This is a genomic window from Paragemmobacter straminiformis (assembly GCF_014243445.1).
In the GTDB taxonomy this organism is placed as follows: Bacteria; Pseudomonadota; Alphaproteobacteria; order Rhodobacterales; family Rhodobacteraceae; genus Paragemmobacter; species Paragemmobacter straminiformis.
Genome location: NZ_JACLQD010000001.1, coordinates 74,194 through 88,162, shown reverse-complemented (window position 1 = coordinate 88,162; position 13,969 = coordinate 74,194). Strand labels below are relative to the sequence as shown.

16 protein-coding genes are annotated in these 13,969 nt (G+C 66.9%); 9 read left to right on the top strand and 7 right to left on the bottom strand.

Annotated features, from left to right (window positions below; all coding sequences use genetic code 11):
- Nucleotides 1-85 precede the first annotated feature (85 nt).
- On the top strand, nucleotides 86-742 hold the full coding sequence (locus tag H7F16_RS00420) for a sulfotransferase family protein (RefSeq protein WP_185795584.1): 657 nt from the start codon (nucleotides 86-88) through the stop codon (nucleotides 740-742).
- A gap of 69 nt (nucleotides 743-811) precedes the next feature.
- Here the strand turns inward: H7F16_RS00420 and H7F16_RS00415 are convergent, their stop codons facing one another.
- Nucleotides 812-2,191, bottom strand: coding sequence for an L-serine ammonia-lyase (locus H7F16_RS00415; RefSeq protein WP_185795583.1), 1,380 nt, complete (start codon nucleotides 2,189-2,191; stop codon nucleotides 812-814).
- A gap of 186 nt (nucleotides 2,192-2,377) precedes the next feature.
- On the opposite strand from H7F16_RS00415, the gene H7F16_RS00410 reads away from it, so the two are divergent.
- The 7 genes from H7F16_RS00410 (at nucleotide 2,378) to H7F16_RS00380 (ending at nucleotide 9,584) form a co-directional block, all read left to right on the top strand.
- On the top strand, nucleotides 2,378-2,929 hold the full coding sequence (locus H7F16_RS00410) for a hypothetical protein (protein ID WP_185795582.1): 552 nt from the start codon (nucleotides 2,378-2,380) through the stop codon (nucleotides 2,927-2,929).
- A 506-nt stretch (nucleotides 2,930-3,435) separates the two neighbouring features.
- Nucleotides 3,436-4,221: a ribose-5-phosphate isomerase RpiA gene (gene rpiA / locus H7F16_RS00405; RefSeq protein ID WP_185795581.1), complete on the top strand. Its 786-nt coding sequence runs from the start codon at nucleotides 3,436-3,438 to the stop codon at nucleotides 4,219-4,221.
- Nucleotides 4,218-5,576: a glutathione-disulfide reductase gene (gene gor, locus H7F16_RS00400; RefSeq protein WP_185795580.1), complete on the top strand. Its 1,359-nt coding sequence runs from the start codon at nucleotides 4,218-4,220 to the stop codon at nucleotides 5,574-5,576. The genes rpiA and gor overlap by 4 nt, the downstream gene beginning before the upstream one ends.
- An 84-nt stretch (nucleotides 5,577-5,660) precedes the next feature.
- On the top strand, nucleotides 5,661-6,854 hold the full coding sequence (hflK, locus tag H7F16_RS00395) for an FtsH protease activity modulator HflK (RefSeq protein ID WP_185795579.1): 1,194 nt from the start codon (nucleotides 5,661-5,663) through the stop codon (nucleotides 6,852-6,854).
- Nucleotides 6,851-7,753: an SPFH domain-containing protein gene (gene hflC, locus H7F16_RS00390; protein WP_185796586.1), complete on the top strand. Its 903-nt coding sequence runs from the start codon at nucleotides 6,851-6,853 to the stop codon at nucleotides 7,751-7,753. The genes hflK and hflC overlap by 4 nt, the downstream gene beginning before the upstream one ends.
- Nucleotides 7,750-7,938 carry a DUF2065 domain-containing protein gene (locus H7F16_RS00385; RefSeq protein ID WP_185795578.1) on the top strand — a complete coding sequence of 63 codons (189 nt, stop codon included), beginning with the start codon at nucleotides 7,750-7,752 and terminating at the stop codon, nucleotides 7,936-7,938. The genes hflC and H7F16_RS00385 overlap by 4 nt, the downstream gene beginning before the upstream one ends.
- A 212-nt stretch (nucleotides 7,939-8,150) precedes the next feature.
- Nucleotides 8,151-9,584 carry a DegQ family serine endoprotease gene (locus tag H7F16_RS00380; RefSeq protein WP_185796585.1) on the top strand — a complete coding sequence of 478 codons (1,434 nt, stop codon included), beginning with the start codon at nucleotides 8,151-8,153 and terminating at the stop codon, nucleotides 9,582-9,584.
- A 151-nt stretch (nucleotides 9,585-9,735) separates the two neighbouring features.
- Here the strand turns inward: H7F16_RS00380 and H7F16_RS00375 are convergent, their stop codons facing one another.
- The 3 genes from H7F16_RS00375 to H7F16_RS00365 all read right to left on the bottom strand — a co-directional run bounded on the left by H7F16_RS00375 (nucleotide 9,736) and on the right by H7F16_RS00365 (nucleotide 11,421).
- On the bottom strand, nucleotides 9,736-10,365 hold the full coding sequence (locus tag H7F16_RS00375; protein WP_206682557.1) for an HD domain-containing protein: 630 nt from the start codon (nucleotides 10,363-10,365) through the stop codon (nucleotides 9,736-9,738).
- Complete coding sequence (locus H7F16_RS00370; RefSeq protein ID WP_185795577.1) at nucleotides 10,362-10,910, bottom strand: peptidoglycan-binding domain-containing protein; 549 nt, start codon at nucleotides 10,908-10,910, stop codon at nucleotides 10,362-10,364. The genes H7F16_RS00375 and H7F16_RS00370 overlap by 4 nt, the downstream gene beginning before the upstream one ends.
- Before the next feature lie 76 nt (nucleotides 10,911-10,986).
- Complete coding sequence (locus tag H7F16_RS00365; RefSeq protein ID WP_185795576.1) at nucleotides 10,987-11,421, bottom strand: OB-fold nucleic acid binding domain-containing protein; 435 nt, start codon at nucleotides 11,419-11,421, stop codon at nucleotides 10,987-10,989.
- Between the two features lie 322 nt (nucleotides 11,422-11,743).
- On the opposite strand from H7F16_RS00365, the gene H7F16_RS00360 reads away from it, so the two are divergent.
- Complete coding sequence (locus tag H7F16_RS00360; protein ID WP_185795575.1) at nucleotides 11,744-12,067, top strand: 2Fe-2S iron-sulfur cluster-binding protein; 324 nt, start codon at nucleotides 11,744-11,746, stop codon at nucleotides 12,065-12,067.
- Here the strand turns inward: H7F16_RS00360 and H7F16_RS00355 are convergent.
- From H7F16_RS00355 to H7F16_RS00345, 3 genes are all read right to left on the bottom strand, one after another.
- A complete protein-coding gene (locus tag H7F16_RS00355) occupies nucleotides 12,064-12,693 on the bottom strand; it encodes a Hint domain-containing protein (protein ID WP_185795574.1) in 630 nt (209 codons plus the stop codon). The two genes, H7F16_RS00360 and H7F16_RS00355, sit on opposite strands and share 4 nt — an antisense overlap.
- 161 nt (nucleotides 12,694-12,854) lie before the next feature.
- Nucleotides 12,855-13,280 (bottom strand): DUF1178 family protein, encoded by a 426-nt coding sequence (locus H7F16_RS00350; protein WP_185795573.1) that lies wholly within the window; start codon nucleotides 13,278-13,280, stop codon nucleotides 12,855-12,857.
- Nucleotides 13,281-13,340: 60 nt separating this feature from the next.
- Nucleotides 13,341-13,826, bottom strand: coding sequence for an NUDIX hydrolase (locus H7F16_RS00345; RefSeq protein ID WP_185795572.1), 486 nt, complete (start codon nucleotides 13,824-13,826; stop codon nucleotides 13,341-13,343).
- Between the last annotated feature and the right edge of the window lie 143 nt (nucleotides 13,827-13,969).

Genomic DNA, 13,969 nt, shown 5'->3' with positions numbered 1-13,969 from the left:
GGCTTTGCCGCCATCGCCGCGCGGATCGCGGCTTTTCAACCGCCGCGCCTTGGCCTAACCTTGCGGTGCCCTTGCTGGGCGAGGTGTGGAACAACGAGTGGGGGCCGTTCTTTTGCTGGTGCTTGAAGCGTCGCGGCTGGTGTTTCTTGCCAATCCCAAGACGGCCACGCAATCGGTGCGGGCCATGCTGCGCCCGCGCGCGTTGTCGGGGGAATGGCAGAACGACCCGAACGCGCGCCATGCGGGGATTGCGCCCTTTGACCGCAAATGGCGCAAGCTGGTGGAAGAACGTGTCGGCGGCCCGGTCGAGGTCTTTGCCGTGGTCCGCGCGCCCCTGGCGCGTCTGGACAGCTGGTACCGCTACCGCCAGCGCAACCCCGCGGGCGAGGCGCGCAGCACCCAAGGCATGGGTTTCGAGGATTTCCTGCGCGCGGTGCTCTCCGACCCCGTGCCCGATTTCGCCCGCGTCGGCGCGCAGGACCGCTTTGTCGGCTGGACCGGCGCGCGGGCAGGAGTGGATGTGTTGTTCGACTATGACAGGCTGGATCTGATGATGGATTTCCTTGCCGATCGCGTCGGACAGCGGTTGCATCTGCCGCAAAAGAACGTCTCGCCCGTGCCGCGCGCGGCTTTGCCCGAGGTGGCGCCCGATCTGCTTGCCGCGCTGCACAGCCATATGGCGGGCGAGTTCGCGCTGCACGCGGCGGTGGCCGAGACGGGTGTGCTGTTCGCGGACGACTAGCCCTGCCGCCCCGGCTTCATCCTTGCCCAAATACTCCGGGGTCCGGGGCAGCGCCCCGGTCCTGCCGGATCAGCAGTTGGGCACGTTGACCGCAAGGCCGCCGAGCGAGGTTTCCTTGTACTTCTCGTGCATGTCGCGGCCGGTCTGCCGCATCGTCTCGATGCAGACATCGAGGCTGACGAGGTGGATGCCGTCGCCGCGCAGGGCAAGCGAGGCGGCCGAGACCGCCTTGATCGCGCCAAGGCCATTGCGTTCGATGCAGGGCACCTGCACCAGCCCCTTGACCGGATCGCAGGTCATGCCGAGGTGGTGTTCCAGCGCGATTTCGGCGGCGTTTTCCACCTGTTCCACCGTGCCGCCCAGCACCGCCGCAAGGCCCGCCGCAGCCATGGCGGCGGCCGATCCGACCTCGGCCTGACAGCCGCATTCCGCGCCCGAGATCGAGGCATTGTGCTTGACCAGCCCGCCGATGGCCGAGGCCGTGAGCAGGAATTCCCCCACGCGCGAGGCCGAGGCGCCCGGCACATGGTCGAGCCAGTAGCGGATGACCGCCGGAACCACGCCCGCAGCACCGTTGGTGGGGGCGGTGACGACCTGGCCGCCGGCGGCGTTCTCTTCGTTCACGGCCATCGCGTAAAGCGACATCCAGTCGTTGATCGTATGCGGGGCGGTCATGTTCAGCCCGCGTTCGGCGATCAGGGCGTCATGGATGCCCTTGGCGCGGCGGCGCACTTTCAGGCCGCCGGGAAGGATGCCCGTTCCCGCCATCCCGCGGGTGATGCAGTCGTTCATCACCTGCCAGATGCGCTCCATCCCGCGGTCGAGATCGGAGGCGCTGCGGAATTTCAGCTCGTTCGCGCGTTTCATCTGCGCGATGGAAAGGCCCGAGGCCTTGGCCATCGCCATCATCTCGTCGGCGGAGTCGAACGGGTAGGGGACATCGGCGCGGGCCTTGGCCTTCGAGCCGCCGGCCTCGGCCATCTCGCCCGCGGTCAGCACGAAACCGCCGCCGATGGAGTAGTAGGTTTCCTCGAGGATCACGTCGCCCTGCGCGTCGGTCGCCTTGAGGATCATGCCGTTGGCATGGCCCGGCAGGGCGGGGCCGTAGTCGAACAGAAGGTCGGCCGAGGGGTCGAAATGCAGTTCGGGCAGGCCGGGGGGGGTGATGGATCCGGTCGCCTTGATCGCGGCGAGGGTGGCTTCGGCCTTTTCGGCGTCATAGGTGGCGGGTTCGAACCCCGCAAGGCCGAGGATCGTGGCGCGGTCGGTCGCGTGGCCCACGCCGGTGAAGGCGAGCGAGCCGTGCAGCGAGGCGCGCAGGCCGCGCGGGTGGAACGGCGAGGCGCGGAGCAGCTCGAGGAACCGCGCGCCGGCCACCATCGGCCCCATCGTATGGCTCGATGAGGGGCCGACGCCCACCTTGAACATGTCGAAAACCGAAAGGAACATCGCAAGACCCCCCGCGCGTGACCATCCGCGCCTGCCTGCGACAAAGTGGGCATATGGCGGGGTCCGGCAAGGGCGAAAAGCGACATGGTTGATGCGAATTTTGCCAAAGCGGGTCGCGGGGGGCGATTCACGGGGTGTTAACCAATCATGCGGCAGGATCGCGGCAGGGTTTTCACGGAGGTGACGATGCGGCGATGGCTCTGGGTGTCGGTTCTGGCGGTCTTGCCGTTTCAGGCCGTGGCGCAAGAGGATGGGGTGGCGCGGGTTCTGGCCGGCCTGCCCGAGGCGCAGCTGAAGCGGCTGCGGGCCGATCCGGACCGTTTCGCCGCGGGTGCGATGGCGCTGATCTTCGGCTACGGGAAGGGCGGGGCCCTGCGGCGCGAAGAGGCCGAACAGGCCGATGCCATCGACCGCGCCGAGCGGCGGGCGCGGGCGCTGGCGCCCTTTGTGCAAAGCGATCTGGACAATGACGGGGCCGTGGCCCGGGCCGAGGCCGAGGCGCGGGCGGCGGTGCAAGGGGCCGATGCGCGGGCGCGGCTGCTTGCGGGATTCGCCGCCGCTGACGGCGATGCCGACGGGGTGGTGAGCGGGGCCGAGATGCGCGCCGTGGCCGAGGCCGCAGCGACCCTGCGGGCAGGGCAGGGGGCGGAACGCTACATGGCTTTCGACCTCGACGGGGACGGGCGCTTGACGGTGGAAGAGGTCCAGGCCCTTCGGGCGGCGCTGTCGGCGGGATGACGCCTCGGGCCCGGTCTGCGCCAGACGAATTTTCTGCGAAAATTCGGGGGGGGGGTGACGGGGTGGCTGGCAAGATGGCTGGCGGCGTGACGGGGTGTGGCGTTGCGTGGTGAGTATTTGGGCAAGGCTGAACGGGGGGATTTGGCTTGCGGTGTGTCGGGGCAAGGGGGCGGGTGGCTGGTGGCGCGCGGTTTGGGGCGTTGCGTGGTGAGTATTTGGGCAAGGCTGAACGGGGGGATTTGGCTTGCGGGGCTTGTTTCCGGGCGGCGGTGGGAGGGGGGCGGGATTTTTCGCAGAAAAATCGGGGTGGGACGGGGGCGCGGAGGGGGGCGCGGGTGCGGGGCCTGAGGTTGGCGCTGCGCGGTGGCGATCTTCGGGGGCGGGGCGGGTTCGGCGGGGCGGGTCGGGCGGAAAGCGGGGATTGCGCCGCTTTGGCGCGGCAATTCCTGCTTACACCCTGACGGGGCTTTGCCTATAAGTGGGCCGTGACCATCCGAGGAGCCGCCATGCCCGCCGATCTCTCGCCCATCGACAAGGCCAAATTCGTTGCCGCCAAGCGTGCGACCGAGTTCATCGAGACCGGAATGAAGGTCGGTCTCGGCACCGGATCGACGGCGGCCTGGATGGTGCGGTGCCTGGCCGAGCGCATCCGCGAGGAGGGTTTGAAGGTGGTGGGCGTGCCGACGTCGAGCCGCACGGCGGAGCTGGCGCGGCAGGTGGGGGTTCCGATCACCACGCTGGACGAGGCCAAGTGGCTTGACCTGACCATCGACGGGGCGGACGAGTTCGACCCCAATCTTGCGCTGATAAAAGGGGGCGGGGCGGCCCTGTTGCAGGAGAAGATCGTCGCCACCGCATCGGACCAGATGATCGTGATTGCCGATGCGGCCAAGGAAGTGGCGCAGCTGGGCGCATTCCCGCTTCCGGTGGAGGTGATCCCCTTTGGCTGGCAGACCACCAAGGCGCTGATCGAGGAGACGCTGGTCAGCCTCGACGTGATGAACCGCGATTGCAGCCTGCGGATGAACGGGGCGAAGCCGCTGATCACGGACGAGAGCAATTACATCATCGACCTGCATCTGAAGCGGATCGGCAATCCGCGGCAATTGGCGCTGGTGCTGAACCAGATTCCGGGCGTGGTCGAGAATGGCCTTTTCATCGACATCTGCGACATCGTGGTGATCGGCCATGGCGACGGGCGGGTGACGGTGCGCGACATCAACCAAGGATCGGAGCGCGACGATTTCGTCGAGTTCAAACCCAGCGACAACATTTTCGCGGATATGGAATGAGCTTCGATTACGATCTTTTCGTCATCGGCGGCGGCTCGGGCGGGGTTCGGGCGGCGCGGGTCGCTGCGGGCGACTGGGGGGCAAAGGTCGGGCTGGCCGAGGAAAGCCGCATGGGCGGCACCTGTGTCATCCGAGGGTGCGTGCCCAAAAAGCTGATGGTCTTTGCCTCGGGGTTTCCGGAGGCGATCGAGGATGCGCGGGCCTATGGATGGGATGTGCAGGGCGGGCGCTTCGACTGGCCGCTGTTCCGTGCCGCACTCGAGCGCGAGTTGGACCGGCTGGAAGGGGCCTATCGCAACACGCTGAAAAACGCGGGTGTGACGGTGCATGATGCCCGCGCGCGGGTGGTGGACCCGCATTGCGTGGAGCTGGCCGACGGCACGCGCTTTTCGGCAAAGCACATCCTGATCGCCACGGGGGGATGGCCTTTCGTGCCCGATATTCCGGGGCGCGAGCTGGCGATCACCTCGAACGAGATCTTCCATCTGGACGAATTGCCCAAGCGGGCCCTTGTGGTGGGCGGCGGCTATATTGCCAGCGAATTCGCCTGCATCCTGCACGGGCTGGGGGTGAATGTCAGCCAGTATTATCGCGGCGCGCAGATCCTGCGCGGTTTCGACGACGAGGCGCGCGGGCATGTGGCCAATGCCATGCTGGCGCGCGGTATCGGCGTTCACTGCGGAACCGATGTGATCCGGCTGGAGAAAAGCGCGGGCGGGATTGTCGCCGTGGCCACCGACGGAACCGCGCAGGAGTTCGATCTGGTGCTTTACGCCACGGGGCGGGTGCCGAATGCGCGCGGCTTGGGTCTTGAGGAATTGGGCGTTGCCTTCGGGCGGCAGGGCGAGATCGTGGTGGACGCGTGGTCGCAGACCGCCGTTCCGTCGATCTTTGCCGTGGGCGATGTGACCAACCGCGTCAACCTGACCCCCGTCGCGATCCGCGAGGGGCATGCCTTTGCCGATACGGTCTTTGGCGCGCGGCCCACGCGGTTCGACCACGGGCTGATCCCTTCGGCGGTGTTCACGCAGCCCGAGCTTGGCTCGGTCGGGTTGACCGAGGAGGCGGCGCGGGCGGCGGGGCCGATCGAGGTTTACGCCACCTCGTTCCGTCCGATGAAATCGCTGTTCGCGGGCCGGCAGGACCGGGTGATGATGAAGCTGGTCGTCAGCGCCGAGACGCGCAGGGTTCTGGGCTGCCATATCGTGGCGCCCGAGGCGGGCGAGTTGATCCAGCTTGCCGCTATTCCCATCGGGATGGGGGCGACGAAAGAGGATTTCGACCGCACGCTCGCCGTGCATCCGACGATGGCGGAAGAACTGGTGACGATGAGGAAGCCCGTTCGGCGGGGCTGAGGCCCGACGTATTGCGGTTGGCTTCTTGAAATTCGGCGGGTGATACACAGTTTAGACCCGACGACAGGCAAAAGGGTAAGGTAGATGGCAGGTAGCGGAGGTCCCTGGGGCGGCGGTGGCGGCCCGGGCGATGATGACCGGAATGGCGGGCGTGGCGATGACCGGAGAAACGGCGGCCGCAGACCCGAGGGCGGGCCGCAGATTCCCGAAATCGAAGACCTGATGAAGAAGGGGCAGGAGCAGCTTCGCGTTCTGATGGGCGGGCGTGGCCGTGGCGGCTTTAACGGCGGTGGCGGCGGGCGCGGGCCTTCGGGCGGCGGGCCGGTCCTGTCGCGGCAGGGGGTCGCGCTGGGCGCTTTGGGTGTTCTGGCGCTGTGGTCCTTTATGTCGTTCTACACGGTGAAGCCGGAAGAACGGTCGGTCGAGCTGTTCCTTGGCGAGTTTTCCACCATCGGGGAATCGGGGCTGAACTTTGCGCCCTGGCCTTTCGTGACGGCGGAAATCGTGCAGGTCACGGGCGAGCGGCAGACGGAAGTGGGGCGGTCCAGCACCGACCCGACCGCTGCGGGGCTGATGCTGACGCGTGACCAGAACATCGTGGATATCGGGTTTCAGGTGGTCTGGAACATTTCCGACCCGTCGAAATACCTGTTCAACCTTGCCGACCCCGAGGACACGATCCGCGCGGTGTCGGAATCGGCCATGCGCGATATCATCGCGCGGTCCGAGCTGTCGCCCATTCTGAACCGGGATCGCGGGGCGATTGCGTCGGATTTGCGGGCGAATGTGCAAAAGACGCTCGACAGCTACAATGCCGGGATCAACGTGGTGCGGGTCAACCTGCAGCAGGCGGCCCCGCCGAGCGAGGTGATCGATGCCTTCCGCGCGGTGCAGGCCGCGCAGCAGGAACGCGACCGGCTCGAGAAAGAGGCCGATGCCTATGCCAACAAGGTGACGGCGGGCGCGCGCGGCGAGGCGGCGCGGTTGCTTGAAAACTCGGAAGCCTACCGCGCCGAGGTGGTGAACAACGCCCAGGGCGAGGCGAGCCGCTTCCTGTCGGTCTATGCCGAATATGTGAAGGCACCGGAGGTGACGCGCAAGCGGATGTATCTGGAAACGATGGAAAAGGTGCTTGGCGGGATGAACAAGGTGATCCTCGACGGCGTCGGATCGGGCGAAGGCGGGGGCGGGGGCGTGGTGCCCTTCCTGCCGCTGAACGAGCTGAACCGTCCGGCGGGTGCGCCTGCGGCGGCGGTCAACAGCGTGGGGAGCAACTGATGAAAGCTGCATTCATTCTTCCCGGAATCGCGATTGTGGCGGCGCTGGGCCTTTCGTCGGTGTTCATCGTGGACGAGCGTGAAAAGGTGCTGGTGTTGCAGTTCGGACAGGTGAAGCAGGTGCGCGACGAACCGGGTGTCGGTTTCAAGCTGCCGCTGATTCAGGACGTGGTGCGCTATGACGACCGTATCCTGTCCTTGCCGACGCGGCCCATCGAAGTGACGATGAGCGATGACCGCCGCCTTGTGGTCGATGCCTTTGCGCGCTGGCGGGTCGTCGATCCGGTCCGTTTCCGCGAGGCGGTGGGCGCCAATGGCGTGGGGCAGGCCATGACGCGGCTTGAGGGCATTCTGAACGATGCCATCCCGCAGGTGCTGGGCGCGGTGGAAAGCAACCGCGTGCTGTCCGAGGACCGGTCGTCGCTGATGAACCAGATCCGCGATATCGCGCGGCGCGAGGGGGCATCGCTGGGCATCGACGTGGTCGACGTGCGGCTGACGCGGACGGACCTGCCCGAGCAGAACCTCGAGGCGACCTTTGCCCGTATGCGGGCCGAGCGCGAGCGCGAGGCGGCGGACGAGATCGCGCGCGGTGGCGAAGCGGCGCAGCGGGTGCGGGCGAGTGCCGACCGGACGGTGGTCGAGCTGACCTCGGACGCGCGGCGGCAGGCGGAAGTGGTGCGCGGCGAGGCCGATGCCGAACGCAACCGAATCTATGCCGAGGCATTCGGGCAGGACCCCGAGTTCTTCGCCTTTACCCGTTCGTTGACGAGCTACGAGCGGGCCTTGCAGTCGAACAACACCTCGATCGTGATGAACCCGGACAGCGAGTTCTTCAACTATCTGCGGTCGGACGTGGGGGCGGATGCGGCGAAACCCGCGCCTGCCGAGGGGCAATGACGGCGCTGCTGCATGGCCTTGGGGCTGTGCTGGTGATCGAGGGGCTGGCCATGGCGCTGGCCCCTTTGCGCATGGAGCGTTTGCTTGCCACCCTTGCGGCGCTGAGCCGTGACCAGAGGCGGGCCATCGGGCTGGCGGTGCTGGCCTCGGGTGTCGGATTGCTGTGGCTGGCGGGCGGATTGTAACAATCGGTGCCTTGGCATCACATGGCTTTGACGCGGCGCGACCGGGTTTGCATTGCGTTCGGCCCGCGTTGGGCGATGATCCGCACTGTGCTCGGCCGCAGGGTGTTTGTTGCCTTGCGGTCACTGGAAACGAAAAGGAGTTCGGAGTGCAGTCTCTGGTCCAATCCCATATCAAGAGGGCAAACCCTGCCCGTGGCCTGTCGCGGTTGGCAATGGCTGCGACGCTTGGCCTGTCGCTCGGCCTTGGTCAGGCCGATGTCGCCGCCGCCCGCGGGGCGCCGGAAAGTTTTGCCGATCTGGCCGAACAGATCAGCCCCAGCGTGGTGAACATCACCACGACCTCGGTGGTCGCCGCCTCGACCGAGGGCGGGCCGATGGTGCCCGAAGGGTCACCCTTTGAAGAGTTCTTCAAGGATTTTCAGGATCGCAACGGGCAGGGCGGCGACGGCGCCCCTGCCGAACCGCGCCGGTCCGAGGCGCTTGGTTCGGGCTTCGTGATCAGCGAGGACGGCTATATCGTCACCAACAACCACGTGATCGAGGGGGCCGACGACATTTCGATCGAGTTCTTCTCGGGCGAGAAGCTCAAGGCCGAGCTGGTCGGGACCGACCCCAAGACCGATATCGCGCTTTTGAAGGTGAAGTCGGAAAAGCCCCTGCCTTTCGTGCAGTTCGGCAATTCGGACCTGATGCGCGTGGGTGACTGGGTCGTGGCGATGGGCAACCCGCTGGGGCAGGGCTTCTCGGTTTCTGCCGGGATCGTCTCGGCCCGTGGCCGCGAGTTGCAGGGCACCTATGACGATTACATCCAGACCGATGCCGCGATCAACCGCGGCAACTCGGGCGGGCCGTTGTTCAACATGGACGGGCAGGTGATCGGGGTGAATACGGCGATCCTGTCGCCCAATGGCGGGTCGATCGGGATCGGCTTCTCGATGGCGTCGAACGTGGTCGACAAGGTCGTGGCGCAGCTCAAGCAATTCGGCGAGACGCGGCGCGGCTGGCTGGGTGTGCGCATCCAGGACGTGACGCCGGATGTGGCCGAGGCGATGGGGCTTGCGGCGTCGAAAGGCGCATTGGTCACCGACGTTCCGGAAGGCCCGGCGAAAGAGGCCGGATTGCAGGCGGGCGACGTGATCACCACCTTTGACGGCAAGGAGATCGGCACGGTGCGCGACCTGACGCGGCAAGTGGCGGACAGCCCTGTCGGTTCGGCGGTGCCGGTGATCATTTTGCGCGAGGGCAAGACCGAGACGCTGTCGGTCACGCTGGGCCGCCGCGAAGAGGCCGAGGCCGACGAGGCGGTGCCTGCGGTGGCCGAAAAGCCTGCCGAGCCGCAATCGGTCGAACTGCTTGGCCTGACGCTCGAGCCGGTGACGGCGGATGCGGCCCAGCAACTGGGCCTGCCGGTCGGCACCGAAGGGCTGGTCGTGACCAAGGTGAGCGAAGAGTCGGAAGCCTTTGGCAAGGGGTTGCGGCAAGGCGACGTGATCACCGAGGCGGGCCAGCAAAAGGTGGTGCGTCTGCAGGACTTGCAGGACCGGCTGAAGGAAGCCAAGGACGCGGGGCGCAAGTCGTTGCTGCTGCTGGTGCGCCGTGGCGGTGACCCGCGCTTCGTGGCGCTGTCGGTGGACGAGATCAAGTAAGGCGCAAGCCTTGCAGGCAAGGGGGCGGCGGGGGAACCTGCCGCCCTTTTTGCTTGCGCCCCGCCTTTTTTGCTTGGGCCCCGCCTTTTTTGCTTACGCCAGAGCGGGGCGGCATTCGCGCCGGTTCAGGGTCTTGTGTCGGGAACCGCTGTCAGCCGATTTCGGACAACAGCCGCGTGCGGAAGCTTTCCATCCATTCCAGACGCTCGGCAGCGATGGCGCGGCCTGTCGCGGTCTGCATGGTTTCGGCGATGCGGGTCAGCTTGACCGCGATATGGTCGAGCGCGTAGCGGCGGTCGTCGAGCGGGCGGTTCAGGGCCATCGGGTCCGCGGCGTCGAACAGGCCGCCGCCCATTTGCCCCGAGATCAGGAACATGCGGGCGATGCCGATGGCGCCAAGGGCTTCGAGGCGGTCGGCGTCTTGCAGGATTTTCGCCTCGGGCGTTTCGGGGGGGATGTTGGCCGAAAAGCTGTGGGCAAGGATGGCGTGGTGCAGGGCCGCGAGTTTCGCGGGCGGAAAGCCCATTGCAGCCAGTTCGGCCACGGCCAGATCGGCGCTTTGGCGCGAGGCGGTGGCGCGGTCGGGCGCATCCTTGGGCAGGTTGACCGCGTCGTGGAAATAGGCGGCGGCGGCGAGGATGTCGAGGTCGGCGGCTTCGTCCATCGCGATCAGGCGGCAGGCGCGCCAGACGCGGTCGAGGTGGCCCAGATCATGCGCGCCGTCGGTCTGGTTGGCCCAGAGGTCGGCGATGCGGGCGCGGGCGCGGGTGGCCCAGATCACAGCGCGTCCAGCTCGGTCGGGACGATGCCCAGTTCGCGCGCGGCGGCCAGCGAGAGCTGGCGGCTGGCAAGGCCGCGTTCGGTCTGGAAGCGGCGGATCGCATCGACGGTCGCGGCGTCGAGCGTGCCGGTCAGGGGGGCAAGGTAGTAGCCGCGTGCCTTGAGCGCGCGTTGCAGGGTGGCGATGAAATCGGGGGTCATGTCGATCGGGCAGGGCGCGCGGAACCAGATGACCTGACGGTCGCGCAGCATGCGGGTATGGGTCTTGGTGCGGTAAGAGGCGGGGGCTGTGATGCTGCCATCCTCGGCGCGTTCTTCGGGGGTGACCTGCACCTGTTCGGTGACGGTCTCGATCACGGCGGGGCTTGAGTCGGTGGCCCAGCAGGCGCCATCGGGGCCGGTGGGGGCCGTGTCGTCGCGGGTGGTGACGATTTCGGCGGAGAGATCGGCCTGTTTCGGGGTTTCGGGGACGGGCGGGCGTTGCAGGCAGGCGGAAAGCGCAAGGGCAGCAAGCAGCGCCGCGCCGGTCCTGTGGTGGAATGTCATGGATGCCCCTGCCTGTGCTGCCCGTTGTCCGGACCTTTGGCGCAGCATAGCGGCAAGGCGGGGCTTGCGCAAAGGGTCAGGGCTGGTCGCCCGCCCTTGTGCCGTCATGGCGGAAATCCGGGCGCAGGAGGGTGTCGAGCATATGCGAGATATCCTCGATCTGTTCGGCGACGATGTGGACCACCCCCGCCTCGCGTTGCAGGCGGCCGGTGACGCGCAGCATGCGCCCCGCGATCACGGCGCGGCGGTGGCGTTCGTAGAGCTTGGCCCAGACGACGACGTTGCAGGTGCCGGTCTCATCCTCGAGCGTGAGGAAGATCACGCCCTTGGCGGTGCCGGGGCGCTGGCGGACGAGGACGAGGCCCGCCACGCAGACCCGGGCGCCCGCGGGCGGTTCGTCGAGCCGTTCGGCCACGAGCGCCGAGGGCGGGCGCGGCCATGTGTTCGGCGGCCGCGCGGGCGTTTGCCAGATTTCGGTGACGCTGCGGAAGCGGGGGGCGACAGGTTGCATGGTGAACAAATGTAGAACATTTGCGAACGGAGGCAAGGGGGTATGCGGGAGGGGTATGCGGGAGGGGTATGCGGGAGGGGTATGGGCGGCCATGCAGGGGGAAGCCATGCAGGGGGGGGCGGCAAGTTGCCCGTTAGGAGCGTGAGACTTTCATCCGCCGGAAGCGGATGACGTTGCCGCCTGCCGCCCTGACACCCCAGCCGCGCGAAGCGCAGCCGTGCAAGGCCACGATGTCGCGACAGTTCTTGCCGACCTATGGCAAAAGCCCTGCAATTCGCCTATGTCGTGGGCAAAGGACGTATCTTTTCAGGGAATGTGGACGATGGCCAAGATCACCTATGTGGAATTCGGCGGCAAGGAACACGTCATCGACGTGGCCAACGGGCTGACCGTGATGGAAGGCGCGCGCGACAATGGCGTGCCGGGGATCGAGGCCGATTGCGGCGGCGCCTGCGCCTGTTCGACCTGCCATGTCTATGTCGACCCCGCATGGGTGGACCGGCTGCCCAAGAAGGACAGCATGGAGGAGGACATGCTCGACTTTGCATGGAACCCCGATCCGGCCCGGTCGCGTCTGACCTGCCAGCTCAAGGTTTCCGATGCGTTGGACGGCCTGCGGGTGCAGATGCCCGAAAAGCAGATCTAAAGCCGCAGCAAGGCGGCCTCGTGCGGTGCCATGCAGGGACGGGCAGGGGCCGCGCGCAGCAGTTCGGGAACGAGTTCGGGGAAAAGCGCGCGCAGTTCGGCCATCACGGCGGGCGCGCGCTCTTCGGCGTCCTGACCGAAGGGCTGGTAGCTTTCGCTCGGCGCGCCCTGTGAAAAGATGATTTCGTGCCGGTCGAAGAGCAGGTGGTAATAGGTCACGCTGTCCATCGGCCTTGACCGGATGCGGTCGCTGCCTTGGGCAAGAAGATCGGCCGGCACCAGCACTTCGGGCTCGCCCGTCAGGATTTCGGCCCGCCAGCCCCAGACCATCATGCGGTGGTTGGGCGAGACGAGAAGCGGGCGATGATTGCCCAGCACTCCGGCGTCGAAGCAGACGGGCGCAAGCGCGCCCCGGCCGGACACCGTTTTCGACAGAACCCGCCGCACGGGCTGCGGGCCGTGATCGGCGGTAAGCACGAGCGTGCCTGCGGTGATCTCTTCGACCGCGATTTCGCCCGACACGGTGTCGATGCAACTGCCCGCGACGAAACAGGCGAGTTCGGTTTCATGGAAGATCCGCTCGGCAAGGTCGAGCAGCGAGACGGAAGGAGGGGGGACAACGGTCATTTCGGGCAGGCTCCACACACACACATTCCCCGGACAAGGACGGGGCACCACTTACACAGGGGGGCAACATGCCCCTGCCGGAAAGGTGGCCCGGGATTCGGGCGGGTTTGCGACGGAAAGGCACCGAAGTCGGGGAAAGTGGTTAACGGAATGTGACCGGATCAGTTGGTGCGGCGCTGCGGCATGAAGGGCAGCGGTGCGACGGGGACGCCGTCTTCCACGAGTTTCTTCGCCTCGTCGAGGCGGGCTTCGCCGTAGATCGCGCGTTCGGGGACCGCGCCTTCGTGCATGCGGCGGGCCTCGGTCACGAAATCGAGGCCGACATATTCCGACGTCTCTTCAACCTTGCGGCGCAGTTCGGCCAGCGCCTTTTCCGCATCGGTTTCGGGGGTCGAGAGGTCGGGCTTGCCCGCCGCGTTGCGGGCGGGGCGCACGCTGGGGGCCATCAGCGATTTTTCGACGCCGGTGCTGCCGCAGACGGGGCAGGCGACATGGCCCGCCGCGCGCAGCGTTTCAAAGGCCGCGCCCGACTGGAACCAGCTTTCGAAGCCGTGGTCGGAGGGGCATTTGAGCGAGAAGCGGATCATTCCGGTGCGGCTGCTTGCGATGAGAGGGACCGATGACAGCTAGGCATCATGGGCGGAAAATCAAGCCGGGGCAACCGCCGCGCCCGAGAGGAGGGAAGGGTCTTCGGCAAGGGTCTTGAACAGGTTGCGCAATTCCGGTTCGGCGACCTTCTTGGCGGCCTTGGCGGCGGCGAACCATTTGCGGCGACGCTCTTTGCGTTCGGGGAACTTGGCGGCCAGTTCCTCTACCCGCAGCGGAAAGACGACGACCGCGCAGGGCAGCGAGGCGTCGGGGTTGAGCACCTTGTCATAGGTGTAAAGGCCAAGCGCCTCGGGGTCGGGTTCGCCGTGGACGCCCGCTTCCTCCCACGCCTCGCGCGCGGCAGAGGCGGCGGGGGCGAGGCCGTCGATGGGCCAGCCCTTGGGAATGACCCAGCGCCCCGTATCGCGCGAGGTGATCAGCAGCACTTCGACATGGCCACGGTGCATGCGCCAGCAGATCGCGCCGTACTGGCTGCGCGGGGCCTGTTCGGCCCCTTGTAGGCTGGCTTCGGTTGTCCGTTTCATTCGGCCCCGTTTTGATCTTGGCGATCTATATGTGCAAAGGGCATGCCTGCTCTGGTGGATATTATGCGCTGGCCGGGGCGCTATTTCCAGCCTTGGCCGTGATCATTTCCGCTTGAGCGGCGCGAAGAGGGCAAAGCTGTGCC

Coding starts and splice junctions, on each gene's coding strand:
- H7F16_RS00415 (WP_185795583.1), bottom strand. CDS start 2,191: ATGTTCCTTTCGGTTTTCGACATGTTCAAGGTGGGCGTCGGCCCCTCA.
- rpiA (WP_185795581.1), top strand. CDS start 3,436: ATGCCCGCCGATCTCTCGCCCATCGACAAGGCCAAATTCGTTGCCGCC.
- H7F16_RS00365 (WP_185795576.1), bottom strand. CDS start 11,421: ATGCAACCTGTCGCCCCCCGCTTCCGCAGCGTCACCGAAATCTGGCAA.
- H7F16_RS00410 (WP_185795582.1), top strand. CDS start 2,378: ATGCGGCGATGGCTCTGGGTGTCGGTTCTGGCGGTCTTGCCGTTTCAG.
- H7F16_RS00370 (WP_185795577.1), bottom strand. CDS start 10,910: ATGACATTCCACCACAGGACCGGCGCGGCGCTGCTTGCTGCCCTTGCG.
- gor (WP_185795580.1), top strand. CDS start 4,218: ATGAGCTTCGATTACGATCTTTTCGTCATCGGCGGCGGCTCGGGCGGG.
- H7F16_RS00345 (WP_185795572.1), bottom strand. CDS start 13,826: ATGAAACGGACAACCGAAGCCAGCCTACAAGGGGCCGAACAGGCCCCG.
- H7F16_RS00350 (WP_185795573.1), bottom strand. CDS start 13,280: ATGATCCGCTTCTCGCTCAAATGCCCCTCCGACCACGGCTTCGAAAGC.
- H7F16_RS00380 (WP_185796585.1), top strand. CDS start 8,151: ATGGCTGCGACGCTTGGCCTGTCGCTCGGCCTTGGTCAGGCCGATGTC.
- H7F16_RS00355 (WP_185795574.1), bottom strand. CDS start 12,693: ATGACCGTTGTCCCCCCTCCTTCCGTCTCGCTGCTCGACCTTGCCGAG.
- H7F16_RS00385 (WP_185795578.1), top strand. CDS start 7,750: ATGACGGCGCTGCTGCATGGCCTTGGGGCTGTGCTGGTGATCGAGGGG.
- H7F16_RS00360 (WP_185795575.1), top strand. CDS start 11,744: ATGGCCAAGATCACCTATGTGGAATTCGGCGGCAAGGAACACGTCATC.
- hflK (WP_185795579.1), top strand. CDS start 5,661: ATGGCAGGTAGCGGAGGTCCCTGGGGCGGCGGTGGCGGCCCGGGCGAT.